Origin of the sequence: Flavobacterium degerlachei (assembly GCF_900106645.1) — a bacterium.
Lineage (GTDB): Bacteria > Bacteroidota > Bacteroidia > Flavobacteriales > Flavobacteriaceae > Flavobacterium > Flavobacterium degerlachei.
The window spans coordinates 191,687-217,515 of sequence record NZ_FNMV01000002.1; the positions used below are offsets into that span (position 1 = coordinate 191,687).

The 25,829-nt window shown below is 34.5% G+C and carries 25 protein-coding genes; 19 read left to right on the forward strand and 6 right to left on the reverse strand.

Translation table 11 applies throughout. The features are described from left to right. The first annotated feature begins 230 nt into the window (after positions 1 to 230). From BLV91_RS02950 to BLV91_RS02995, 10 genes are all read left to right on the forward strand, one after another. Positions 231 to 3,299, forward strand: coding sequence for a PAS domain S-box protein (locus BLV91_RS02950; RefSeq protein ID WP_091429466.1), 3,069 nt, complete (start codon positions 231 to 233; stop codon positions 3,297 to 3,299). Then, positions 3,286 to 3,672 (forward strand): response regulator, encoded by a 387-nt coding sequence (locus BLV91_RS02955; protein ID WP_091429468.1) that lies wholly within the window; start codon positions 3,286 to 3,288, stop codon positions 3,670 to 3,672. Before BLV91_RS02950 ends, BLV91_RS02955 begins: the two co-directional genes overlap by 14 nt. A gap of 291 nt (positions 3,673 to 3,963) precedes the next feature. Next, entirely contained in the window at positions 3,964 to 5,475 is a 1,512-nt protein-coding gene (locus BLV91_RS02960; protein ID WP_091429470.1) for a thymidine phosphorylase family protein, read from the forward strand. Further along, positions 5,472 to 6,338, forward strand: a complete 867-nt coding sequence (locus BLV91_RS02965) for a ribose-phosphate pyrophosphokinase (RefSeq protein ID WP_091429473.1) — start codon at positions 5,472 to 5,474, stop codon at positions 6,336 to 6,338. The genes BLV91_RS02960 and BLV91_RS02965 overlap by 4 nt, the downstream gene beginning before the upstream one ends. A 333-nt stretch (positions 6,339 to 6,671) precedes the next feature. Further along, the gene (locus tag BLV91_RS02970; RefSeq protein WP_091429762.1) at positions 6,672 to 7,454 is read left to right on the forward strand and encodes an MlaE family ABC transporter permease; all 783 of its coding nucleotides are present in this window, start codon (positions 6,672 to 6,674) and stop codon (positions 7,452 to 7,454) included. Positions 7,455 to 7,460: 6 nt separating this feature from the next. Further along, positions 7,461 to 8,213, forward strand: coding sequence for an ABC transporter ATP-binding protein (locus BLV91_RS02975; RefSeq protein WP_091429475.1), 753 nt, complete (start codon positions 7,461 to 7,463; stop codon positions 8,211 to 8,213). 8 nt (positions 8,214 to 8,221) lie between these two features. Then, positions 8,222 to 9,199 (forward strand): MlaD family protein, encoded by a 978-nt coding sequence (locus tag BLV91_RS02980; RefSeq protein WP_091429477.1) that lies wholly within the window; start codon positions 8,222 to 8,224, stop codon positions 9,197 to 9,199. A 43-nt stretch (positions 9,200 to 9,242) separates the two neighbouring features. After that, positions 9,243 to 10,280, forward strand: coding sequence for a glycoside hydrolase family 130 protein (locus BLV91_RS02985; protein ID WP_091429479.1), 1,038 nt, complete (start codon positions 9,243 to 9,245; stop codon positions 10,278 to 10,280). 12 nt (positions 10,281 to 10,292) lie between these two features. Further along, positions 10,293 to 12,512 carry a glycosyltransferase gene (locus tag BLV91_RS02990; RefSeq protein ID WP_091429482.1) on the forward strand — a complete coding sequence of 740 codons (2,220 nt, stop codon included), beginning with the start codon at positions 10,293 to 10,295 and terminating at the stop codon, positions 12,510 to 12,512. 212 nt (positions 12,513 to 12,724) lie between these two features. Further along, positions 12,725 to 13,966: a cation:proton antiporter gene (locus BLV91_RS02995; RefSeq protein WP_091429484.1), complete on the forward strand. Its 1,242-nt coding sequence runs from the start codon at positions 12,725 to 12,727 to the stop codon at positions 13,964 to 13,966. A gap of 57 nt (positions 13,967 to 14,023) precedes the next feature. Here BLV91_RS02995 and BLV91_RS03000 read toward each other — a convergent pair whose 3' ends face one another. Beyond that, positions 14,024 to 15,148 carry a cysteine desulfurase family protein gene (locus BLV91_RS03000; protein WP_091429486.1) on the reverse strand — a complete coding sequence of 375 codons (1,125 nt, stop codon included), beginning with the start codon at positions 15,146 to 15,148 and terminating at the stop codon, positions 14,024 to 14,026. A gap of 86 nt (positions 15,149 to 15,234) precedes the next feature. Between BLV91_RS03000 and BLV91_RS03005 the strand changes: the two genes are divergently transcribed. Beyond that, positions 15,235 to 16,197 (forward strand): hypothetical protein, encoded by a 963-nt coding sequence (locus tag BLV91_RS03005; protein ID WP_139262260.1) that lies wholly within the window; start codon positions 15,235 to 15,237, stop codon positions 16,195 to 16,197. A gap of 87 nt (positions 16,198 to 16,284) precedes the next feature. On the opposite strand, the gene BLV91_RS03010 is transcribed toward BLV91_RS03005, so the two are convergent. Beyond that, a complete protein-coding gene (locus tag BLV91_RS03010; RefSeq protein ID WP_091429490.1) occupies positions 16,285 to 16,836 on the reverse strand; it encodes a Smr/MutS family protein in 552 nt (183 codons plus the stop codon). Then, positions 16,826 to 17,011, reverse strand: coding sequence for a hypothetical protein (locus tag BLV91_RS03015; RefSeq protein WP_091429492.1), 186 nt, complete (start codon positions 17,009 to 17,011; stop codon positions 16,826 to 16,828). The genes BLV91_RS03010 and BLV91_RS03015 overlap by 11 nt, the downstream gene beginning before the upstream one ends. A 102-nt stretch (positions 17,012 to 17,113) precedes the next feature. Here BLV91_RS03015 and BLV91_RS03020 point away from each other — a divergent pair, with 102 nt between their 5' ends. After that, positions 17,114 to 17,392 carry a DUF2752 domain-containing protein gene (locus BLV91_RS03020; RefSeq protein ID WP_245709595.1) on the forward strand — a complete coding sequence of 93 codons (279 nt, stop codon included), beginning with the start codon at positions 17,114 to 17,116 and terminating at the stop codon, positions 17,390 to 17,392. Between the two features lie 27 nt (positions 17,393 to 17,419). Here BLV91_RS03020 and BLV91_RS03025 read toward each other — a convergent pair whose 3' ends face one another. Next, positions 17,420 to 18,121: a DUF1003 domain-containing protein gene (locus BLV91_RS03025; RefSeq protein WP_091429493.1), complete on the reverse strand. Its 702-nt coding sequence runs from the start codon at positions 18,119 to 18,121 to the stop codon at positions 17,420 to 17,422. Positions 18,122 to 18,425: 304 nt separating this feature from the next. Here BLV91_RS03025 and epsC point away from each other — a divergent pair, with 304 nt between their 5' ends. The 3 genes from epsC to BLV91_RS03040 are packed head-to-tail and all read left to right on the forward strand — an operon-like array spanning position 18,426 to position 20,560. Further along, positions 18,426 to 19,217, forward strand: coding sequence for a serine O-acetyltransferase EpsC (gene epsC, locus BLV91_RS03030; RefSeq protein ID WP_091429495.1), 792 nt, complete (start codon positions 18,426 to 18,428; stop codon positions 19,215 to 19,217). A gap of 1 nt (position 19,218) precedes the next feature. Beyond that, complete coding sequence (gene cysM / locus BLV91_RS03035; protein WP_091429497.1) at positions 19,219 to 20,106, forward strand: cysteine synthase CysM; 888 nt, start codon at positions 19,219 to 19,221, stop codon at positions 20,104 to 20,106. A 1-nt stretch (position 20,107) separates the two neighbouring features. Then, positions 20,108 to 20,560 (forward strand): GNAT family N-acetyltransferase, encoded by a 453-nt coding sequence (locus BLV91_RS03040; protein WP_091429500.1) that lies wholly within the window; start codon positions 20,108 to 20,110, stop codon positions 20,558 to 20,560. Positions 20,561 to 20,710: 150 nt separating this feature from the next. Here the strand turns inward: BLV91_RS03040 and BLV91_RS03045 are convergent, their stop codons facing one another. After that, positions 20,711 to 21,124, reverse strand: coding sequence for an OsmC family peroxiredoxin (locus BLV91_RS03045; RefSeq protein ID WP_091429502.1), 414 nt, complete (start codon positions 21,122 to 21,124; stop codon positions 20,711 to 20,713). Between the two features lie 290 nt (positions 21,125 to 21,414). On the opposite strand from BLV91_RS03045, the gene BLV91_RS03050 reads away from it, so the two are divergent. Next, complete coding sequence (locus BLV91_RS03050) at positions 21,415 to 22,059, forward strand: SGNH/GDSL hydrolase family protein (RefSeq protein ID WP_091429769.1); 645 nt, start codon at positions 21,415 to 21,417, stop codon at positions 22,057 to 22,059. Between the two features lie 73 nt (positions 22,060 to 22,132). Here the strand turns inward: BLV91_RS03050 and BLV91_RS03055 are convergent, their stop codons facing one another. After that, positions 22,133 to 23,980: a CocE/NonD family hydrolase gene (locus BLV91_RS03055; RefSeq protein WP_091429504.1), complete on the reverse strand. Its 1,848-nt coding sequence runs from the start codon at positions 23,978 to 23,980 to the stop codon at positions 22,133 to 22,135. A gap of 282 nt (positions 23,981 to 24,262) precedes the next feature. Here BLV91_RS03055 and BLV91_RS03060 point away from each other — a divergent pair, with 282 nt between their 5' ends. From BLV91_RS03060 to BLV91_RS16950, 3 genes are all read left to right on the forward strand, one after another. Next, positions 24,263 to 24,805, forward strand: coding sequence for a hypothetical protein (locus BLV91_RS03060; RefSeq protein WP_091429506.1), 543 nt, complete (start codon positions 24,263 to 24,265; stop codon positions 24,803 to 24,805). Positions 24,806 to 25,002: 197 nt separating this feature from the next. Continuing rightward, positions 25,003 to 25,560, forward strand: a complete 558-nt coding sequence (locus BLV91_RS03065; protein ID WP_091429509.1) for a hypothetical protein — start codon at positions 25,003 to 25,005, stop codon at positions 25,558 to 25,560. Positions 25,561 to 25,607: 47 nt separating this feature from the next. After that, positions 25,608 to 25,769, forward strand: a complete 162-nt coding sequence (locus tag BLV91_RS16950) for a hypothetical protein (RefSeq protein WP_175513940.1) — start codon at positions 25,608 to 25,610, stop codon at positions 25,767 to 25,769. The last annotated feature ends 60 nt before the right edge of the window (positions 25,770 to 25,829 follow it).

Consider the following 25,829-nt stretch of genomic DNA (forward strand, 5'->3'; position numbering starts at 1 on the left):
AAAACTTTATTTATTTGCTATATTTGGGATCAGTACCACGATACCTATTTATAATTATTAATTATATTTAATATTAATAATTCATGCCCTATAAAATTCCAAAACTCTTCTTTAATTTTGTTTTTTTATACCGTTTTTAGCGGTATAAAATTTTATATTTAAAAAAATAGATAAATTAAAATACATCGCTATGAAGGTGTATAATATTATAAAAAAGTCCCTTTAGTAAAATGAGTTATCTCAAAGAAGAATTATATCAGCTTGTAAGGAATGACAGTAGGTTTTTTGATTTTATCCAAGAACATGCAATAGACGGCTTGTCATATCAAAACAATGCACAGGAGTGGAAAAATCCTAAGTTATGCTTAACCTTAGGTTATAAAAATCAAGAAACCCTACAAAAAAACAATGACGGATCACATCTACAAGACTTAAACAGTTTTAAAAAAATAGATATTAATTCAGATACTGATCTGTCTTTACTCCATACTCAACAATTTGCACATAAAAATGGTACTACCATATCGATGCTGTGTAAAACACTCGCTGTTAAAAACGAAAAAGGTGAAGTTATAAGTATTTTAAAAGGATTCACAAAAATCAATACCCCCAATCAACCTACATTAAAAGATAAAAAAATAGAAGAGCAAGTTGAAAAACTTCAAAAGCAAGAAGATTTTATTGAAAAAATCAATTCTGCAGCTTCTATAGGATATTGGGATTTCAATCTAATAAAGCAACAGATACATTGGAGTAGCATGACAAAGGTAATTCATGAAGTGCCTAAAGATTACGAACCTCAACTTGAAACCGCCATTGATTTTTTTAAAGAAGGAGAGTCGCGAAATAAAATCACTGCAACTATTGAAATAGCAATTTCAAAGGGCCAAGCATTTGATCTTGAACTGCAATTAAAAACAGCGAAAAACAATAGCCGATGGGTAAGATCTATTGGTCAATCTGTCATAAAAGATGGGAAATGTATCCGAATATATGGAACATTTCAAGATATCACTTTAGCAAAGGAAAACCATATTGCACTACTTCAAGAAAAAGAAAAACTCCAAAGTGTAATACATGCTACAAATTCTGGAACTTGGGAATGGAATATACAAACTGGAGAAACGCATCATAGTGAACTTTGGGCAAAAATCATCGGGTATCGATTAGACGAACTACATCCTATTACCACAGAAAAATGGGAGAAATTAGTGCATCCTGATGATATACAACTCTCGAAAAGCAGAATGGATGATTGTTTTGAAAAGAAAACAGAATATTACAATTGTGAGTATCGATTAAAACACAGAGATGGTAGCTGGGTATGGGTTTTAGATAAAGGTAAAATCATTAGCTGGACAGATGATGGCAGCCCTTTAATGATGTTTGGAACACACACAGATATCAGTGAACAAAAAATGATTATTCAAAGAAATATCATGTTTATTGAGCAAACACCAAATGCCATTGCCATGTTTGATATTGAAATGAACTATTTAGCAGCATCAGAAAAATGGAAAAAAGAATATAAACTCATCGATAGAGAGATTATAGGAAAATCTCATTATGAAATATTCCCAGAAATATCAGATGAATGGAAAGAAATTCATCAAAAATGTCTCGCTGGTACATCCTTTAAGAATGACGAAGATAAATTCATTAAAAAAGACGGAGAATTACAATGGTTAGAATGGGAAGTTAAACCATGGTACAATGACAAGGGTGTTGTTGCTGGATTAATTATGTATACCGCAGATATCACTGCAAGAAAAAAAACCGAAGAACAACTGCGTATTAGCGAGGAAGCTTTTAGAGGAAATTTTGAAAACGCAGCCATAGGAATGGCCTTACTTAATGAAAAAGGACAATGGCTTAAGGTCAACCAAAACTTTTGCAATTTATTGGGGTATTCAGACAAGGAATTAATGAAACTAACATTGCAGGACATTACCCATCCAGATGATTTAGAAGCCGACCTGAAACTACTCAACGAACTCATTATAGGAGAGCGCAAATTCTATCATCTAGAAAAAAAATACATTTGTAAAGATGGAAGTATCATTAACATTATACTTGCCGCATCTTTAGTTAGAGATGCGAACAATAAGCCATTGTATTTTATTTCTCAAATAATTGATATTACACAGCAAAAAAAAGCCGATCTAAACTTAGCCGAAGCTTTAAGTAAAATACAGGGAATACTAGATGCCAGTACACATGTTTCTATAATTGAAACCGATATAAATGGAACCATTACAACTTTTAACAAAGGTGCCGAAAATTTATTAGGCTACAGTAAAAGTGAAATTTTAAACAAAAAAACACCTATAATAATTCATATAAAAGATGAGATAGAAAAACGCAAGTTAGAAATCTCAAATGAGCCTAGTGACTCGATTCACGATTTTAGTGTTTTTACTTACGAAGCAAATAAAGGGAATTTTGACACTCGTGAATGGACATATATTAAAAAAAACGGAACTCAATTCCCAGTACAATTAACCGTCACTTCCATAAAAACAAATGGAGAAATAACGGGTTACTTAGGAATTGCAGTTGATATTAGCAGCCTTAAAGAAGCCGAAAAAGAAATTCAATCCTTACTTCATGTCACCAAAGACCAGAATGAAAGGTTAAAGAATTTCACGCATATTGTTTCACATAATCTTAGGTCACATTCAGGGAACATGGCTATGATGTTAGACTTATTAATTTATGAAAACCCCGAATTTGCAAAAAACGAATTCATAGAATTATTAGGTGTTGCTTCAAATAATCTTAAAGAAACAATACAACATCTAAATGAAGTTGTATTAATAAACACCTCTATAAAAGATAATTTAGTTAATTTAAATTTGAATAATTATTTTGAATCCGCATTAACAAACATTAATATTCTAGCAATAAACGCCAATGTTACAATCGTAAATCAAATTAATCCAGATATAATGATTCAGGGAGTACCTGCCTATCTAGATAGTATTCTATTAAATTTCTTGACAAATGGAATAAAATATAAATCAGAAGAAAGAGATAGCTACATTAAAATGCATTGTACCGAAGAAGATCAATATATTATACTTCATATTGAGGATAATGGAATAGGAATCGATCTTAAAAAAAATAGAAACAAACTTTTCGGCATGTATAAAACGTTTCATAATAATACGGACGCCCGTGGAATTGGACTTTTTATAACTAAAAACCAGATAGAAGCCATAGGTGGAAAAATAGAGGTCAATAGTGAATTAAATAAAGGAACAACATTTAAAATATATTTCAAAAATGAAAAAAATTGATATTGCATGCATTATAGACGACGATCCCATTTTCGTATTTGGTACAAAAAAAATTATGCAGTTAGCTAATTTTTGTGAAAGCTTCATGGTATTTCATAACGGAAAAGATGCTTATGAAAAATTAAAAGCTATTATAATTAATGAGGAAAAACTACCTGATTTAATCTTACTAGATTTAAATATGCCTATTTGGGACGGTTGGGAATTTCTTGATGAGTTTATTAAAATACCAAATGATAGACCCGTTACAATTTATATCATAACAAGTTCAGTTGACCCTGCGGATGTTGAGAAAGCAAAATCCTATGATTTAGTGAGTAATTATATAGTAAAACCAATAACGATGGAAGAATTAAAGAAAATGATGGTTTAATTACTTTCCTAAAACAGTTCTTTAAATAGTAAAAATGAGACTACTTATTCCTTTATAACCTAAGGAAAAGCTTGTGTCATTTTTTTATTGCCTTTAGTCATCCAACACCTTTTTTTAAGTTGAGCTAAAACATACGTTTTAATTCATATAGTAACACTCAACAAATTTCACTCTTCATACAACTACAGAGTTACTAAATAGTTACTAACTTATTATTTCGTACTTTTATAGGTACTGATTCCTTTATTACATTAAAAAAATAAGTTATTTAACTCCATAAACTAGAATTAGATGTCTGTACCATATAACACTTTAAAACTGGTTCATCTTGGTATCGATACCCAAAAAGAACATGTCGTATTCATTCGTAAGGACTGCTATATATGCAAATCAGAAGGTTTTGAGGCACTTAATAGGGTGTTAATAACAGTTAAAGGAAAATCTTTAATCGCGACTTTATATATTATTACAGATGGAATTCTGAAACCTGGGAAAGCAGGAATATCTGAAAGTGCATGGTACAATTTAAATGCAAAAGATGATGATGAAATCAGCTTTTCTCATGTCCAACCAGTCATTTCTATGCGGAGTATACGTGCTAAAATGTATGGAAAAAAACTAAATTATGAGGCCTTCCAAAACATTATTGATGATATTGTAAAGGGTCAATATTCTAATATTGAGATTGCCGCTTTCATAACTGCTTGTGGTGGAGACAACCTCAGCATTCATGAAATAATTGGCCTTACGAAAGCAATGGTTAATTCAGGTAAAAAGCTTTCTTGGAGAAAAAAAATTGTAGTAGACAAACATTGCGTTGGTGGTCTTCCGGGAAATAGAACAACACCAATTGTCGTCGCTATCATAGCTGAGTTTGGGCTTACAATACCTAAAACTTCTTCCCGTGCCATTACATCTCCAGCTGGGACTGCTGATACATTAGAGACGATGACAGAAGTTAACCTTTCGATTAAAGAAATCCAAAAAGTGGTGGAAAAACAAAATGGTTGCTTTGTCTGGGGAGGCTCAATAAAATTAAGTCCTGCCGATGACATTTTAATACGCGTTGAACGAGCCCTTGATGTCGATGGCGAAGGACAAATGATTGCTTCCGTATTATCCAAAAAATCAGCGGCAGGTTCCACTCATGTAGTTATTGATATTCCAATTGGAAAAACAGCCAAGGTCAGAACAGAGGAAGACGCCGAAAAATTGAAATACTACTTCAATGTCGTAGGAAAAGCAATTGGTATAGAAGTAAAAGTACTTTTTACTGATGGTTCGCAACCCATAGGTAGGGGAATTGGCCCTTCACTTGAAGCCATGGACGTGTTAAGTGTATTGCGAAATGAAAAAAATGCTCCCCAAGACTTAAGAAATAAAGCGTTATATCTTGCTGCTAATATAATCGATCTGGTACATAGCAAACCACATGAAAATGGGTTAGATATAGCCGAAAAAATACTTTCCTCTGGACAGGCATATGAAAAATTCATGGCTATTTGTAAAGCCCAAGGTGGATTTAAGGAGCCTGAATACGCCATCTATAAAATGGAAATTCATGCAGAGAAATCGGGAATTGTAATCGAAATTGACAACCGAAAACTGGCTAAAATTGCTAAGCTTGCCGGAGCTCCACATGATCGCAAAGCAGGCGTTTTTCTGCAAACCCCTTTGAATACAAAAGTGAATAAAGGTGATTTGCTCTTTTGCATTTATGCGGAAACGGAAGGGGAATTGAAATACGCAATAGAGTATATGAAAAGCGAACCGGATATTATTTTAATAGAATCAGTGTCATGAAAAAAATATTTTTTGCATTACCAGGAAACGAAAATCTGACTGATAGACTTATTCAAAGAGAAAATGCTGAAAAGGGCGCCTTTGAACTGAGACAGTTTCCCGATGGAGAAACTTATATTAGGATTCTATCAAGTGTAAAGAATAAGATAGTGGTTTTAGTTTGCACGCTTCATCAACCAGACGCTAAATTACTCCCTCTTTATTTTTTGTCTAAAAAAGTAAAAGAGATGGGTGCGAATACTCTTACCCTAGTCGCTCCATATCTTTCATATATGCGGCAAGACACCATTTTTAATCCAGGGGAAGCAGTCACCTCTACTTATTTTGCCCATTTAGTATCTGGTTTTGTAGATTCTTTGATTACGATTGATCCACACTTACATAGAAGATCTTCATTATCTGAAATTTATACCATCCCTACAAAAGTAGCGCATGCCGCAAACCATATTTCTGAATGGATAAAAACCAATATTGATTTCCCACTATTAATTGGGCCAGATGGAGAAAGTGAGCAATGGGTATCTGAAGTGGCTAAAAAGGCTAATGCTCCCTATATAATATTGACTAAAATTAGACGTGGAGATCGCGACGTAGAAGTTTCTATTCCTCATATTGACATTTACAAAAATCATATCCCCGTTTTAATAGATGACATTATTTCAACGGGACGAACCATGCTAGAAACCATAGGTCATTTGAAAGCTGCAGGAATGAAGCCAGCTATTTGCATTGGTGTCCATGCCGTTTTCGCAGGAAATTCATTTCAGGAAATTAAAGATTCTGGTGCAAAGGAAATCATTACATGTAATACCATTCCTCATAAAAGCAATCAAATCGATATTAGCGATTTGTTGAGCTTATAATCTAAAAAGTTATACCGATTTTTCATAATAACTGAATATAAAGTCACCAAATTGCTTTCAATTTACAATTTTACCTCAACTCTTATGAGCTATTGCCTTCCCTTCCTTTCATGGCAAGAATCTACTGCAATACTAAAATCATTTTATTTTTTTCTTCGCTACACTTTATAAGAATTTACCTGCTAAAGTTCATATTGTTCATTCTGCAAACTCCTTTTATCGACAAAACCATCAAAATAACAGATTAACAACAACTGAAATGTCTGATAATCAATAAATTAGTCCGTATATTTGAGTAGCCCCTTTACTATTAAAAATTATTTCATTATGCCTATGAATGCTGTTTTTAACATAATAGAACTTTTCAAATCCTTTTTACTTGAAATTGGTGAACTCTCTTTTTTCGCTGCGCGCTTTTTTAGAGAATCATTTAAACGTCCAGTAGAGTTCAAGGAATTCCTTCGCCAATGCTATAATATGGGTAATCGTTCCCTATTACTTGTTGCGGTTACAGGATTTATTATTGGATTAGTTTTTACCCTTCAATCACGTCCAACGCTTCAGGAGTTTGGAGCCGTCTCCTGGATGCCTTCGATGGTAAGTATTTCCATAATAAGAGAGATTGGTCCCATTATAACGGCACTGATTTGCGCGGGTCGAATAGGCTCTGGAATAGGAGCTGAATTAGGTTCTATGAGAGTAACGGAACAAATTGATGCCATGGAAGTGTCAGGTACAAATCCCTTTAAATATCTAGTTGTTACCCGAATTATGGCAACGACATTTATGCTACCCATATTAGTGTTTTTTGGAGACGCCATAGCACTCTTTGGTTCGTATCTCGTTGAAAATATAAAAGGGAACGTTTCCTTTTTATTGTATTTCAATCAGGTATTTGATGCGTTGGAATTTGGAGATTTAATGCCTGCAACAATCAAAACGTTCTTTTTTGGTTTTGCAATAGGCCTAGTAGGCTGTTTCAAGGGCTACTATTGTAAAAAGGGTACAGCGGGTGTAGGTGTTGCCGCTAATTCAGCGGTAGTTTTTACCTCCATGCTCCTATTCATTATTGACTTTATAGCTGTTTTCGTAACCGACATTTTTTATGATTTATAACTAATTATGAGTACAACCATGCCAAATAAGAAACCCATTATAGAAATCAAGGACTTGAGAAAAAGTTATGGTGACAATCATGTTTTGAATGGTTTTAATATGGTATTAAATGAAGGAGAAAACTTGGTTATCATGGGGAAATCTGGTTCTGGAAAATCTGTAATGATAAAATGCTTAATCGGACTAGAAAGACCAGACAGCGGAACCATTATTGTTATGGGAGAAACTATCGGGGAACTAAGTCGGACAACACTAGACGAACTAAGAACAGAGATTGGTTTTCTTTTTCAAGGAAGTGCACTTTATGACTCTATGACTGTTCGCGAAAATTTGGAGTTCCCGTTACGACGACATACCAAAAAATTTGGAATCTTAAAAGACACAACGCCCTTAGTAATGGAGGCTCTCGAGAGTGTAGGCTTAGCACATGCAGTAAACTTAATGCCTGCAGAACTTTCAGGAGGAATGAAACGAAGAATTGCTCTTGCCAGAACCTTGATTCTGCAACCAAAAATCATACTCTATGATGAGCCCACAACAGGACTAGATCCCATAACAGCAAAGGAAATATTGATACTTATGAAATCAATCCAAGATAAATACAATACATCAGCAATTATAATTACCCACGACGTCGATTGTGCTCGAGTGATTTCGAATAGAATGATTTTGCTCGTCGACGGTATCAATTATGCAGAAGGCACTTTTGAAGAATTATCAAAATCTACTGATCCTCAGGTTCAGGCTTTCTTTAAATAACTACAGACATGGAAAAAACAACAACACAAAAAATAAGACTAGGCCTCTTTGTAATAATTGGGCTGCTAATTTTCGTTTTAGCCACTTATCTAATTGGCGATAAGCAAAAAATGTTTGGTAATACCGTGCAACTAGCAACCAGCTTCAACAACGTAAATGGTTTACAATTAGGAAATAATGTACGCTACTCCGGTGTAAATGTGGGAACGGTACGAAACATCGAAATGATTGGAGATACTAATATTCGAGTAGAAATGATCATCGATAAAGAAATATTTAAACACATTAAAAAAAATGCAGTCGCCACCATAGGTTCTGATGGATTAGTGGGAAGTATGGTTATAAATATCTTACCAGGCAAAGGCATGGCAGATTTAGTTGAGCCAGGTTATGAAATCAGCTCCCTAAATCGCATCCGTACAGATGACCTTTTAAATACGTTTAGCAAAACAAATAAAAATGCCGAACAGCTAACAGAGAATTTACTTAAAATCACAAATGAAATTAATGATGGAGAAGGAACTGTGGGATTACTGGTCAATGATATCGCCATGGCAAAGGACCTAAAGTTAACCATGAGTTATTTGAAAGTATCGAGTCAAAAAACCTCCGAATCGATTTCAAATTTGAATAGACTAATTGCCACTTTAAACAATAAGGATAATGTTGTTGGTATTTTAAAGGATACGGCTGTAGCCAATAGGATCCGAAATATAGTAGGCAATTTAGACAATACAAGTATCGAAATAAATAAAGCGGTTAGCAATGTGAATAAAACTGTTTTAAACATAAAAGACGGTAAAGGCGCGCTGAACTACCTTTCCAATGATCCTGGGTTGGTTCGAAAAATAGATTCGACAATGACAAATGTGAATGAGGCCAGCATACGCTTGAATGAAGATTTAGAAGCCTTAAAACACAATTTTCTATTTCGCGGATACTTTAGAAAATTAGAAAGAGAAAAATTGCGGGAGCAAAAAAAATAGGCAATTGAAATAGTACAGAGTTAAAATTCCAAAACAGCCAATTATGATTACTATAGAAAAACTTGGTACTATACTAAGTCCCACTAATTTCGAATTTGAAAACACTGGTGTCTTAAATCCAGCCGTATATCAAGACGGAAATACACTTCATATTCTATATCGGGCAGTCCAAGACGGAAATTCATCCACCATTGGCTACGCCAAAACAGATGGCCCGACGACTATTGTCGAGAGAATGGAAAAGCCTTTGATTACAAGAGATTTTGAATATGAGAAGCAAGGAGTCGAAGACCCTCGAATTGTAAAAATTGAAGATACCTTTTACATAACTTATACTGCTTTTGACGGTATTAATGCCATGGGAGCACTAGCCACGTCTAAAGATTTAATCCATTTTGAAAAACAAGGAATCATCACCCCAAAAGTCAACTACGAGCAATATGAAAGCCATGTGAATTATTGCAATGAAAACAAATTGAACCCTAAATACCATCAATATTATAACTTATTTGCCCAAATAGGAGTCGTAGGTGATGAGACTCGGTTATTACGAGATAAGGATGTGGTGTTATTCCCAAGAAAAATCAATGGTCAATTTGTGCTTCTGCACAGAATATGGCCGGGAATCCAAATAGTAAAGTTTAACGACTGGAACGAATTGACTCTCAGTTTTTGGGTAGAATACCTCAGAAATTTAACCGATTATATTATTCTGGACCCGAAAGACTCTTATGAAATGAATTATATCGGAGCGGGAGTACCTCCAATTGAAACTCCAGACGGATGGTTATTAATATATCATGGTGTACACGAAACAACAACTGGTAAAGTCTACCATGCAAAAGCCGCTCTATTGCATTTAGACAAACCTGAAATGGAGATTTCCAGATTGCCCTACCCTCTTTTTTCACCAATAAAACAATGGGAAAAAAATGGCGTGGTAAACAACATTGTCTTCCCTACAGGTCATGCATTATTTGAAAATGATCTTTACATCTATTACGGTGCCGCTGACAAGCACATTGCTGTGGCAAAAATGAATATCAATGAAGTACTTCTTGAATTAAAAAAACAACCTTAAAACATTACGGAAATGAAGTTTGAAAAAGAAATAAAAATGCTAATTGTAAGTTCCTATCCCCCTCGAGAGTGTGGATTGGCAACTTTTTCAAATGACATTGTCAATGCAGTAAAAAATGTATTTGGTGATACATTGCCTATTGAAGTGTGCGCTCTACAAAATAAAAAAGACCAATACCAATACAATCAGGAAGTGGTCTACACTATAACTTCTTCCAAGTTAGAAGAATTCCAAATTATAGCCGAAAAAATAAACGAACGAAAAGATATTGGGTTGGTTTGCATTCAGCATGAGTTTGGACTTTATGGTGGCGAATACGGTGATTATGTCCTTGCATTCATATTGGCTTTAAACAAACCAATCGCTACTATTTTTCATACAGTATTACCAAATCCTGATCAAAAACGAAAAAAAATAGTTCATGCCATAGCAGATCTATCAGACAAAATAATAGTGCTAACTAAAAAATCTCGTGAGATTTTGACATCTCATTATGACTGTTCCATGTCCAAAATCCAAGTAATTCCACATGGCAATCACAGCATACTTTGGGAGCAGAAAGCAAAGCTAAAAGATAAGTATGGACTATCAGATAAAATAGTACTGTCCACTTTTGGTCTCATAAGCGAAAACAAGAATATTGAAACAACATTATTTGCCTTAACAGAAATCGTAAAAAAACATCCACAAATTGTCTATTTCATAATTGGTAAAACTCATCCTGAAATTATTAGAAAGGAGGGAGAGAAATATCGTAATCTATTAATTGCCACAGTACAGGAACTACAATTAGAAGACAACGTTGTATTCATCAATGAATATCTTGAATTGAAGGAACTCTTGGAATATTTAACATTATCCGATATCTATCTTTTTTCCTCAAAAGACCCTAATCAGGCGGTGAGCGGTACTTTTGCTTACGCTATGAGTTGCGGATGTGCAGTTATTTCGACCCCAATTCCGCATGCCGTTGAAGCGCTTGAACATAATGCTGGTATATTATTAAAAGAATTTGATAATCCAGAAGAATTTAAAGCCGCAATATTGCGACTTGTTGAAAATAAAGAAGAGCGAATTGCGATGGGGAAAAATGCTTTTTCCTTATCACATGCCCCGGCTTGGGAGAACATAGCCATACAATATGGATTGATGTTTGGTGAATTGACAAACAGAGTAGAGGATTTACAGTTCAATATGCCACCACTCAAAATAGATCATATTAAGAAACTAACAACAGACCTTGGTATATTACAGTTTTCAAAATTTTCTGAACCTGATCCGGAATCTGGATACACTTTAGACGATAATGCAAGGGCGCTAATTGATATGGTTATGTACAATAAAATTTTTCCAGATGATGAAAGCTTGATAATGGCAAGCACCTATCTTAAATACATTGAAGATATTCAAAGGGAAAACGGTTGGTTTGACAACTATAAGGATTTCGACAATCAACTGACAAAGCAGAATGGCGAAGTCAATTTAGAAGATGCTAATGGAAGAGCTTTGTGGAGTTTGGGAACTGTAATTGGTCATAAGGAAACGCTGCCTATTGAAATTGTACTAAGAGCAAAAAAATGCTGGGATAAAGCAATCCTAAGACTTGCCGATATCAATTCACCGAGGGCCATGGCCTATGCAATAAAGGGACTATATAATTATTACTCTACCCATAAAGATGAAGCAATCGAGAAACATATTGAAAAATTAGCTAATGAATTATTACGCCATTATCAAATTAACTCAGAAGTGAACTGGTGTTGGTATGAAGATTATATGACTTATGCTAATAATGTGCTGCCGGAAGCAATGATGTACAGTTATCTGGTAACAGGAAAAATGAAATATAAAAAAATCGCACTAATCACCTTTGACTTTCTACTATCCCATTATTTCATGAAAGGGCAGTTAAAGGTAGTTTCAAACAGAAGTTGGTTTAAAAAAGAAAACGCAAGGACCTTTTATGGAGAACAGCCCATCGAAGTGGCTACAACGATAATCACTTTAGATTTGTTTAATGAAGTAACAAGGAATAGAAAATACAAAGATCAACTCAAGCTCGCTTTCATTTGGTTTTTAGGCAATAACCATCTACAGCAAATTATGTATAATCCTGAGAATGGTGCCTCTTATGACGGACTAGAAGACAAATGCATTAACATAAATCAGGGTGCTGAGTCAACATTATGCTTTTTTAAAGCCCGCCTGATAATGGAAAAATATTCCAGCTAATCAACAATACCTATATGTAATAAAAAAGAACGGAAAGAATTACTGCCTGATAAACAGCTAAGTGAAAGAAATAGAATTAACAGATGGTAACTTTTTTTTTGATATTTAAACTAATTTTTATGTTTTGACAATCAAATGTACTATATTTCGGGTCGGCTGCATCCATTATAATTAGTGGATACACATTAAAATTAAAAAAAAAATAATTTTCTATGACAATAATAATTTCACTTTGTCTATTGTTACTGGTTGCTTATTTATTTGATCTTACTGCTGCAAGGACTAAAATACCTTCTGTAATATTATTACTGCTATTGGGATGGATAGTAAGAGAAGCTACCTACTTATTTAGTATTGAGATTCCTGACCTTTCCTCTACCCTACCTGTATTAGGTACCATAGGACTAATCCTTATCGTACTCGAAGGCTCCTTGGAACTTGAACTCAATAAGTCTAAAATTGGACTCATAAAAAAATCTTCATTGGGAGCATTTCTGCCTTTGATTATTTTGGCCTTTTCCTTAGCTTACTTATTGCATTATTACGGGGGATATTCGTTTAAAGATAGCCTTACAAATGCGATCCCTTTTTGTGTGATTAGCAGCGCCATTGCCATTCCAAGCGTTAGAAACCTATCTTCAAGTCAAAAAGAATTTATTATCTACGAAAGTAGCTTGTCAGATATTTTTGGGGTAATATTTTTTAACTTCATCATCTATAACACTAGTTTTGGCTTAGAAACTTTTGGGTATTTTTGTCTGGAGATTTTAATTATTATCGCGATTTCATTTGTCGCTACTATTTTGCTTTCTTTTCTTCTAAAGAAAATTGACCATCATATCAAATTTGTACCTATCATATTGCTAATCATATTGATATATGAAATTTCAAAAATATTCCATTTGCCAGCACTTATTTTTATCTTGGTGTTTGGATTATCAATTGGGAATTTAGATGAACTAAAACATTTTAAATGGATTCAAAACTTTAGACTTGATTTATTATTATTAAACAAGGAGGTTTCTAAATTTAAAGAACTTATAGTTGAAGCTACTTTTCTTGTTAGAGCGCTATTCTTTCTTTTGTTTGGGTATTTGATTAAGACCTCTGAAATAATAAACCTAGATACATTAGTATGGTCAGTTGGAATAGTATTAGGCGTTTTTATATTGAGAATCATTCAACTAAAAATCTCAAAAATCCCCTTATTTCCTTTGTTATTTGTGGCACCAAGAGGACTTATAACCATCTTATTATTCCTTTCGATCGCTCCTGAGCACAAGATATTATTGATTAATAAATCAGTTATTATTCAGGTTATACTATTAACCGCCTTGGTTATGATGGTTGGCCTAATGGTAACTGCCAAAACAAGAGAATCAATTTTGTTAAAAAGACAAAAAGCTAAAGAGGAAAAGGAAGCTAAAGAAGCTTTAGAAAGAGTTGTAGAATAAAATCAAATCTATACTATCTAAAAACAGAAAAACCGCTTTGAAGCGGTTTTTCTGTTTTTAGATATTTTTTAATGCCGCTATTAGCAAATCGACATCTTCCTTGCTGTTGTAATGGCTAAAGGAAATTCGTAGGCTTGGTTTTTTCAAATCCTCCTGAGAGAGCATTTCCGCTAAAACATGCGATGCTCTAATGCTACCGCTCTGACAAGCGCTTCCTCTAGAAACTGCAATCCCCTTCATGTCCAGATTAAATAAAATCATTGCCGTTTTATCAGCTGAAAAAGGTAATAAAACATTTAGCATATTATAAAGTCCATCTTGGCTTCCGTTTACAACATAGCCCGCAAACTCAATTTCAAGCTGTTCAATCAAATATTTCTTTAATTCGGATATATGTGCCCTTTCTGTATCTAAATTGGCATACGAAAGCTCTAATGCTTTTGCCATTCCTGCAATTTGGTGTACCGCTTCCGTTCCAGCACGCAATCCCTTTTCTTGTTCGCCACCATAAAAAAGTGGCTGCAATCCTGAATTTTTCCTTACAAATGCAAATCCCACACCTTTAGGTCCGTGAAATTTGTGTGCGCTGGCAACTAGGAAATTTATTGGAAACGCTTGCACGTCCAATTCTATTTTTCCTATGGATTGTACAGTATCAGAGTGAAACAAGACATTATGCTCTGCACAAATCACCCCTATTCGTTTTATATCTAAAACATTTCCAGTTTCGTTGTTCACATGCATCAAACTCACTAAAGTTTTATCATCCTGTGATAACAACTGCACTAAATCAGTAATATCGATATCACCATTAGACTTGACGGCAACATAATCGACCTGAATACCAAATTCTTTTTGCAATGCCTGAACGGTATATAGAACGGCGTGATGCTCAATTTTGCTTGTTATTATTCGTTTTACCTTCAAATCCACAACAGCTGAACGAAGAATCCAATTGTTAGCTTCTGTTCCACAGGAAGTAAAAATAATTTCCTGAGCCGCAGCATTCAATTGCTTGGCGATTGATTTTCTAGAGAGCTCCAAAACGCTTTTTCCATTGCGGCCAAAACTATGTGTTGAAGAAGGATTTCCAAAATCTTCTGCCATTACCTTGGTCATTTCTTGAATGACTTCGGCACGAATGGCTGTCGTTGATGCGTTATCGAGATATACTTTTTTCATTACTGCAAAGTTATGAAATATCAATTGTGTATTCTCAATTATCAATTGCCATTTTTTTCGCTATTTTTGTCAAAATATATTTTACGATGAAAAGAGTTCTAAGCCTATTGGTTTTTGTGGTACTATTGAATGGTTGTGATGACGGTAATTTAATTCAAGAAGATATCGATTTTGAATCTGCAACTATGCAAAGTTGTAGTACTAATAATATTATTTACAAGCTAAACGAAAAAGAAGCTTTACTAGTTGAAATTCCGGAAACTTCCTTTACAACTGAGCCATCTTCTACTAATACACCTACGGAGCTAAGCATCAGTAGCACTAGTAATCGCGTTGTTTACCGCTTTTTTAACGGTACCGTATCAGCAGATAATATCTGTGAGACCATACCAGCAGCAGCACCTATTGTAACGGACCAATGGACTGCAACTGACGGTACTATTCAAATACTCACTACAGCAGTAAAAACGACAAATACTACTGATAATAGTACTAAAATTACTGGATACAATCATAATATTGTTTTCAAGAACATCACATTTGCTAAGAGTAGCGGAACGCAGGTTTATGAAACTTTCGCTTTTGGCGATTACGTAACAACTGCCACCACTTTGCCTTTCCTATTTGATGAAACGCTAGAAAAATGTTCTACTTCAAATCAAATATATAACTATACCAGTAGCGAGGCTTTAATGTTAACTATAGATCCTAGTTTAATCGTTAATGAAGTAACTCCATTAAATAGTCCGCGAACAGGAATTATTGGAACTACTACAAACATCCTTAAGTATCGTTTATTTTCGGGATTACTTACCTCAGCCTATTTTTGTAATGCAACAACACCAACTACTCCTGCGTTGAGTCAAGAATGGAATGGTGTAGCGGGTATATCTGGAATAAGTGGTATCATCGAGGTTACAACAACAACTAACGGACCAAGTAGTTTTAAGCATACAATCGTGCTTAAAAAAGCATCTTTGGCCAAAGGAAATAACAATTTTTTACTTGGTGATAATTACATTTACGGGGAACTTTTAACGACAAATTAAGCCTCATAATTCAACTCAAAATACCTCATAAAAAAGCTCCCATTTGCAATCACAAATGGGAGCTTTTTTATTTAAAATGGTATGCTTTTATTTGCTGTTTTGCTTAATAAAAACCTCGGTGGCACCTTGCCCATATTTTTGATAATTGCCTTCTTGAAAAGCGATATTGTCATATCGTCCTAATAAAAAATCAAGCTCTGCTTTAAGCACTCCTTCACCAACTCCGTGAATAAAAACAATTTTAGGTATACGATTACGGATAGCAAATTCGATGTGCCGTTTTGCCGTTTCTGATTGTAAAGTCAGAATATCATAATTTGACATTCCACGTTTGTTAGGCACTAGTTTTTCAATGTGCAAATCGAACTCAGGAGCCGAAACTTCGTGTTTATCCTTGCGCTCTTTTACAAAACTACGTGGTTTTGGAATCTCTTTCTCCTTCGAAATTTCATCTACATTAATTCTTCTAATAGAATCCATTAAGTTATTGGAATCGTTTACTTTAAGTAATTCATTGACAAGAAATGTCATCACGAATCCATCCTCTGTTTCTACCGTTACTTCTTTATCTTTGGTTGACAAGACCACTCCATTAATGGCTTCGTCGAGCACTGTAACCTTGTCTCCCTTATTGAACATCTTTATCGTCTTTTTCTTGATTTTTACTTGGCGTTTTGGCACTTAACCTCATCATCCCAAACATAAATATAGCGATTGCAATTACCGTTATATACACGTTTTTATCGTCACTCACCTGCTCAAAAAAAGCAACCAGTATCGCAACAATCATAATTGGAATTATTATTTTTTTCATTTCTTTACATATCAGATTCCAAAAGTAATAAATTTAAAACTGCCTTTCTTTTTTATTGAAAAGGATTCCTGTTATTTTGTAAATTGTAAAAAAATAAAACCATTGGATTTAGAAAAATATATGTTCCCTTGCTTGAGCAAAACACTCTTTGGAGTGGAGTGTTTGGGCTGCGGTTTTCAGCGATCATTCCTGCTTCTTTTGAACGGAGAATTTGCCGCTTCTTTTGAAATGTATCCAGCGCTATTTTCAACACTTTTATTTTTGGGCTTACTGGGATTTCATTTAATATTCAAACGCTTTTTTTCTCAAAAATTAATTTTTGCAGTCGCAATTATAAACGTTCTTTTTATGATTGCCGGCTATATTTACAAACACTTTTGAGCCGAATATATTAGCTAAAAAACGGAATTACTTATTAATTCTACTCAATATATCATTCATCATTTCGATCTGAATCTTTTGAATTTCTATCAATTCTTCTTGTTGATGCCTTACCAAATGATCCAGTTTTTCGTGCAGCATTCTAATTTCAAGTTCTGACTTTAAATTAATCATATAATCCTTTCTGGCCCTTTCCCGATCTTTTTCCTCCTGCCGATTTTGACTCATCATGATAACTGGAGCTTGAAGAGCCGCAAGGCAAGATAAAATCAGATTTAATAAAATAAAAGGATAAGGATCAAAGCCTTTATTGTATAGAATATAAATATTAGCCAAAATCCAGAGCAGGATGAACACGCCAAACAGAATGATAAATTTCCAGCTTCCGCCAAAATTAGCAACTTTATCTGCTACCAACTGTCCAAAAGTTCTCACTTCCAACTTCTCTTCCATTTTACTGACCATGGAATCAGACTCCATAAATTCTTCCGAAACAGCATCTTCTATTTTAGACAACTCCCCTATTTCATTGGACAAATAATCAGAAATATATTTTTCCCGATACAAATTAAGTTCTGTAATAGACAAAAACTGATCGGTACTGAAATCAGGAAAGTCGGTTTTCATCAAAGATAAAATAGGCTTGCGAACTATTTTCCCAGAAACCTTGTCAGTCAGTGGAAACTCCTTCTTTGATAGATCACTTGTAAATGTCGGAATAGCGTTCATTTAAACTGTTTTTAACAAGCTAATTTACGCATTTAAAATTATTTATGTTAAAATAATACTACATCCAAGTTTCATGCAACTGTTATTTATACCTCTATTAGCAGAGTCTATCAGTTCTTTCAGAATTATTCGAAATAGTTCAATATATTTGTTTCATTTTTTATTTAAACCAAAAAATACAGTCATGAGCAACAGTCAACTTATTTTCAACTTAAACGTTTCAAATTCCTACTGGAATTGTTGTTGCCATTACTAAAAACATCATTTTCTACGTCCTTTCTATTAACAATTCAACCCCATAATCATGACAAAAGATCTGATTATCAAAAATATCGCCGCTTTAAAAAGCCACACCAATATTAATTACGGAATCAAAACAAAAACGGAAGTATTTACTGAGAAACTCTTCTATACTTTATTTGATTCGAATGCTCCATTAAGCGAAAGCATTGACGAACTGAAGGTTCTTTTCAAAGAAATATCAGTAGTAGCATGCAAAAAGCCAAAGGGAATATGCGATTCTATTTGGGATAGTTTTCTTGAAAAATTACCTTCCGTACTCGAAAAGCTAAATGCAGATGCCAATTTCTTTTTGGAAAATGACCCTGCCTCAAATAGCGTACAAGAAGTATACCTTGCTTACCCTGGGTTTTATGCCATTGCGATTTATCGTCTGAGTCATGAATTATACCTTTTAGACCTGCTGTTATTCTCCAGATTAATGAGTGAATATGCCCACCGCATCACTGGAACGGATATCCACGCAGGTGCCAGTATTGATTCGCCTATTTTTATAGACCACGCTACAGGTATTGTAATTGGTGAGACTACCGTGATCGAAAAAAACGTAAAGATTTATCAGGGAGTAACTTTGGGAGCATTAAGTGTCAGCAAAGAAATGAAAGATAACAAAAGACATCCTACTGTAGAAAAAAACGTCTGTATTTACGCGAATGCAACAATTTTAGGAGGAGAAACAGTAATTGGTAAAAACAGTATTATTGGCGGAAACGCATGGATTACCAAGTCCATTCCCCCAAGATCATTGGTTACCAATACTACAACTACAGAAGTAAAAATAAAAGAGCTAAGATAATATGGAGCCAAAAAAATTATTAGAATTAATTGGCAATACGCCTTTAATGGAGACTGTCAATTTAATCAAAAACAAGAATGTAAAACTCTTGTTGAAGCTCGAAGGGAACAATCCTGGAGGAAGTGTCAAAGACCGCGCAGCCTACAACATGATTGCATCAGCCTTAGAAAGAGGGGACATTAAAAAAGGAGACAAACTAATTGAAGCCACCAGCGGAAATACAGGAATAGCACTAGCAATGATTGCGCAGTTATTCAATATTGAAATAGAATTAGTCCTGCCAGAAGACTCTACTAAAGAGCGTACTCAAACGATGAGAGCTTATGGTGCAACAGTCATTTTAACCTCCGCAAAGGAAGGAATTCTAGGGTCTAGAGACTATGCCGACAAGAAAGTGGCCGAAGGTGGATATGTGATGCTAAACCAGTTTGCTAATGATGACAACTGGAAAGCCCATTATAAAACTACCGGTCCAGAAATTTGGAACGATACTGATGGAACTGTAACCCATTTTGTTGCGGCAATGGGAACCACTGGAACGGTTATGGGGACTTCTACTTATTTGAAAGAGAAAAATCCAGCCATACAAATCATAGGTGCACAACCTAGTGACGGCTCACAAATTCCAGGAATCAGGAAATGGCCACAGGAATATTTGCCTAAAATCTTTAATGCTTCTAAGGTAGATCGTATCGTTGAAGTGAGCGAACAAGAAGCCCGTGCGATGACCAAACGTTTAGCTCTTGAGGAAGGCGTTTTTGCAGGAATGAGCAGCGGTGGATCAGTTGCTACGGCGCTTAAAATTGCTGAAGAACTGGAATCGGGAGTGATAGTAGCCATCATATGCGATCGAGGCGATCGCTATTTATCATCTGATTTATTTGATTAAAATGATAACAATTACAAGAACTAGCCCGGAGAATGTTGATTTTACTGCCCTCATAAAGGAACTTGACAACGATATTGAAAAACGTGACGGAGAAGAACACAGCTTCTACGCGCAGTTTAACAAAACGGACAACATCAAACATGCAATTGTGGTTTATGAAGACCAAAGAGCCATTGGTTGTGGTGCTTTTAAATTTTATAAAGGCGATGTTGCCGAAATAAAAAGGATGTTTGTTAATCCAGAAGACCGCGGTAAAGGCATTGCCTCAAAAATACTGAAAGAACTGGAATCATGGGCAAGAGAAGAAAACTTCAATAGCTGCATACTGGAAACAGGCAAAAGATACCCTGAAGCCATTGCTCTGTACAAGAAAAATGGATACAGCATAACCGCTAATTACGGACAATATGAATTAGTTGAAGATAGTGTTTGTTTCCAGAAGACAATCTCTTAAAACCAGCATTATTTAAATTACAAAAAGGGCTCTACTTAGTAGAGCCCTTTTTTATACAGTTTCACCACATAAGTGGTAATTTATTTATCTGCTTTTTTTGTCGGTTTGATACATTTTCAAAAGAAATTCGTTTCTAAACCAAAGCAATAATTATTGTGCTAAAGTCGCAGAAGTAGAAATTGCTGCATTCAACACTTTAGAAATTGGACAGTTTTTCTCCGCTTTTGTAACCTGTTGTTGGAAAACATCATCTGAAATGCCTTTTACTTTAGCATTAACAGTCAGATGAGAAGTTACGATTGCACCATCAACCAAGTCAATGTCACATTTTGTTTCGATACTTTCAATTTCAAAATCCAATTCGCCAATATAAGCCGAAAGCTGCATTGTAAAACATCCTGCGTGTGCTGCTGCGATTAATTCTTCTGGGTTTGTCCCTACACCTTGCTCAAAACGAGATTTGAATGAATATTGTGCGTTTTCTATAAGTGTACTTTGGGTGGTCAATTTTCCTGCTCCCTCTTTTAGGGAACCGTTCCACACTGCGGTTGCATGTCTTTTCATAATGGGTTCTTTTTTAGTTTTCTCAAATTTAACCTTTTTAAAATGTAAGTTTTTCAGTCCATCATTTTTTTAACGAAAATTTAATCTGCTTTCCCTAACTCCTATTTAACTACCCAATCTAAATTGCTACCCTATCAGAAATTTAAGCCTCAATACTGACATCTTGTTTATTGCTTCGAAATTATTAAGTTTGTTTCTTCCAAAAAACAGCACTTATTTTCAACTACCTAATCTAGTCACTTATGAAAGCTTACAGATTATTTTTCGGAATACTATTTACATCATTTTTTATGGGACAAAAACTACAGGCACAAGACTGGCCAAATCTAAACAAATACCAAAAAGTCAACCTCTTACTACAAAATGCGCAGCCTAATCCTAACAGAGTGGTATTCATGGGAGATTCTATCACTGAGTTTTGGAGCCGTGAAGCACCTGAATATTTTCAAACCCATAATTATATTAATCGTGGTATTAGCGGGCAAACAACACCACAAATGCTTCTTCGTTTTAGGGCTGACGTAATCGCTTTAAAACCTGCTGTTGTAGTAATTCTAGCGGGAGTCAATGACATTGCCGGTAATACTGGCCCGGCAACCTTAGAAATGATTACAAATAATATTTTCTCTATGATTGATTTGGCGAAAGCCCATAATATAAAAGTGATTCTCTGCTCCGTATTACCTGCAGCTGATTTTCCTTGGAAACCTGATCAGGATCCGGCTAATAAAATTATGGCGCTAAACAGTTTATTAATAAATTATGCTGATGATAACGCAATCACTTTTGTCGATTACTTTTCGGTGATGGTTGATAACCAAAACGGATTACCTAAAACCTACTCAGGCGATGGTGTCCATCCTAACAAAGTAGGTTATGAAATTATGGCGCCACTGGTTGAAAAAGCCATCCAATTTACGCTGCAAACACGATAGTCAAAAAGCGATATAAACTAAAAACCCAATCACTATTTCTAGGATTGGGTTTTTTACTTTTTGGGAATTTCTATTATTTCAATACCGTAAAAATGATTTTAGAATTATCATACACACGTTGCGTTTGCTTTTTGAAATCTGATTCTTTAGCATAGAAAATATTGTCTACATAGGTTTGCGGATTCAAATCTATCAAAGGAAACCACGTGCTCTGAATCTGCACTTGAATTTTATGTCCTTTCTTGAATGTATGCATTACATCCTGCAGTTTGATATTCACCGCTGTTTTTTGATTCGCTACAAAAGGTTCCGGATTGATGAAGCTATTTCTAAAACGGCCTCTCATTACCTCGCTACGCACCATCATATGGTAATTGCTCATCTTTAAGTATGGTGCGACCTCAGCAGTTTCAGGTTCGTCTGCAGGAAAAACATCTATTAATTTCACAATCCAATCAGAATCAGTTCCTGAAGTAGACACTTGTAATTGCGCTAGGATATCTCCGGCAAGCGTCATATCCTTACTTAAAGCTGACGTTTCATACACAAGAACATCTGGGCGTCTTGCAGCAAAACGTTGGTCATCGGTCATGTATTTTCTTGGGGTAATCCCTTTTTGATTGATATCTTCGGTAAACGGAACCGGTTTTTTAGGATCACTGATGAATTCTGCGAAAGCATTACTTTTACCTGTTTCCTCAGTAATAGTATTTTGAGTTAAAAAATACGCCTCTTTCTGTGTGTTTTTAGGAGGCCATGCATCGTAGGTTTTCCAATCTTTAGCGCCAGTATCAAAAACATAAGCTTCTGGCAATTTGTTCTCCCCTTTAGCATTGTCTTTAAGGAAATGACGAAAGAAGTTAGCTTCAATATTTTTTTGGTAAAAACTAGAAACACTATCTCCAAATTTTATATTTCCAATGGTAGCTGTTGCACTATTTCTAGCCCAATCACCGTGACTCCAAGGTCCCATAACGATTGTATTGTAGTTTTTACTGCTTTTTTCGATTGCTTGGTAAGTGTTTAAAGGGCCGTATAAATCCTCGGCATCAAACCAACCTCCTACAGTCATTACTGCAGGTTTGATATCTTTTAAATGTTGTAGAATCCCACGTTTTTGCCAGAAATCATCATAGCTGCTGTGGTCTTTTAGCTGTTGCCAAAATTCATCTTCTTTACCATAATATTTATCCAGATTAGACAAAGGTCCTGCATCCAGAAAAAACTGGTAGTCATCCTTAGTTCCTAAATCAGGAAAGGTATACCACGATTTGCTGGTTTTTTCTGATTTTTGAATACCAAATAAAGGTGTTGCTTTCCAGTAGCTCAATAAATAAGCGCCATTGTGATGAAAATCATCAAAAAAGAAATCACTGATACAAGCTTGTGGCGAAACTGCTTTCAAAGCCGGGTGATTGCTCAACAAAGAATAGGTAGAATAAAATCCCGGATACGAAATTCCCCAAACACCTACATTTCCGTTATTGTTTGTTGCATTTTTCACCAACCAATCAATAGTATCATAAGTATCTGAAGCTTCGTCAACTTGGGTTTTTCCTTTTTTATTAGGGATAAAAGCACGCATATTGTCATACAAACCATCACTCATCCAGCGCCCACGTACATCTTGATAGACGACAATGTAGCCTTCATTCATCATTGTTTCGCTGGGACCAATGCTCTTTTTGAACTCGTTTTCCCCATAAGGCGCACAGCTGTAAGGCGTGCGTTGCATGATGATAGGATATTTCTTTGATTTGTCTTTTGGCGTGTAAATGGCGGTAAACAAAGTAGCGCCATCTCGCATTTTAATATGCACCTCTTTCTTGGTGTAATTTTCGCCAACAGTACTTAGACTGTTGTCTTGGGCAAAAACGCCTGCAGTAATTGCGAAAAACGCAATAAATAATAGTTTTTTCATTTGAATAATAGCTAATTATAAAAGCGTAAAGATATTTAGAATAAAACTAATTTTAACACTTAGTTTTTAAGTATTTGTACATATCACTAAAAGTGGGTATTGTGGTTGTGGTTTTTAAAGTGTTTATTTACAATTAAGTAAATAATGTATTAAAACACGTATGTTCTAGATGTTATTTACGAGTTATGCAACATTTAAAACATGCCTTGACAAATGAAATTTAAGATAATTACAACCATTTTTTATATTTTATTCTTTTGCTCATGTAATCAAAAATTTGAAATGTTATCAGCAAAAAATACAGAAAACGGAGTTCTGTTGAAAAAAATTATACCAAATAAAAACGTTAAATATTGGCAAGTTGAACACTTTCCAAATTATAAAACTGAGGATTTGGATTTTGAAATTTTATTTTCAAAAGGGAATACGGAAAATATATCCATTCCGAAAAACGAATTTAATTTAAATGGATTTTTTTCAGGTTGTCATCCATCACTTTGTGCTTACAGAATTACTTATTTGGAAAAAGACCAGTGGAAAATCATACAGTCAGAAAAAGAATTGAAAACTTTCATTGATAAAATTGATAATGTGTATGAAGCCTATTTGATCGGAAAAATAAATGAATACGACATTGACCAAAATTCAGAAAAAGGAAATGGATTTGTAAAGCAAAAAGATGGTTACAAACTTAAAATGATGAAATACAACAATTGTCCAGAATCAAAAGAGAGTTTTACTTTATCTATCAATAACAATGGAAATATCGAAAACACAAAAAGCAATGGGTTTTATTTTAAAACTACTGATTGCATAATTTACTAAAATAAAAACGTTGCATAACAGCCATTTAGCAATATTGCGAGTTTTGTGGTAAATTCACGTTTACGTTTCGTAAGAAATTATATCTTTAACGGCAAATAATAGGTCACGAAGTTCGCAACATCGCTAAGTGGCATAACGTTATAGGCTAGTTTACCGCCGACACTATGAAATCAACCAAAATGAAATATTTTTAATCAATGGAATACCAACAAATTTTTGTGAAAAATACATCAGAATGTAAAAAAACGGAAACCTACATTGGAACAGGAAATCCAAATAGTAAAATTTTAATTATTGGAAAGGAAACAGCAACTGATATAGAAAACAAAGCAAATCGTGATGAACATTATGTTAAGTTTCAGATAGAGAATTTACAAGATTTTAAAGAAAATGCCGTCAAATGGGATTTAAATATTAAAAATAATGTTGTAGTAAATTCAATTCCTAATTGGATTGGCGGTAAAGATTCTCCTTTAACTTCAAATCCATTGTTTCCTTATAAAAGTTTGCATCCGACAGAACTAAAAGAAGGACAAACTTGGCGTAAATATCAAAAACTACACGACTTAATATTTTTAAATGATCTATCATCACTAAAAGAAAAAGAGATTGATTTTCACAATAATTTCTTTTTGACCGAAATGAATAGTTCTCCTGCTAAATTTACTAAAGATGCAAACAAAAGCGGAATTCCATCTAGAAAATTTTTTTCAAAGAAAGTGATTTCTTTCAAAGTTTTGCTGTTGTTGTTTTAGCTTGTAGCAACTATATCAATGGCGATGAAATTAAAGAAATTTTTGATGTGAGTTTTGATAAACAATATGGTAATGGGAAACAATTATTTTGGACACACTATAATTCTGACAAGACAAAATTGGTAATTCATACAAGACAATTAAGTGCAAATGTTTCAAACGATTTATTGAAAGAAATTGCAAATGAAATTCGAAATTTCACAAAGTAAAGGCACGAATCCTTTCGTGTGGTAAATCTTGCACGGCAAATAAATCATGATTCCAACACA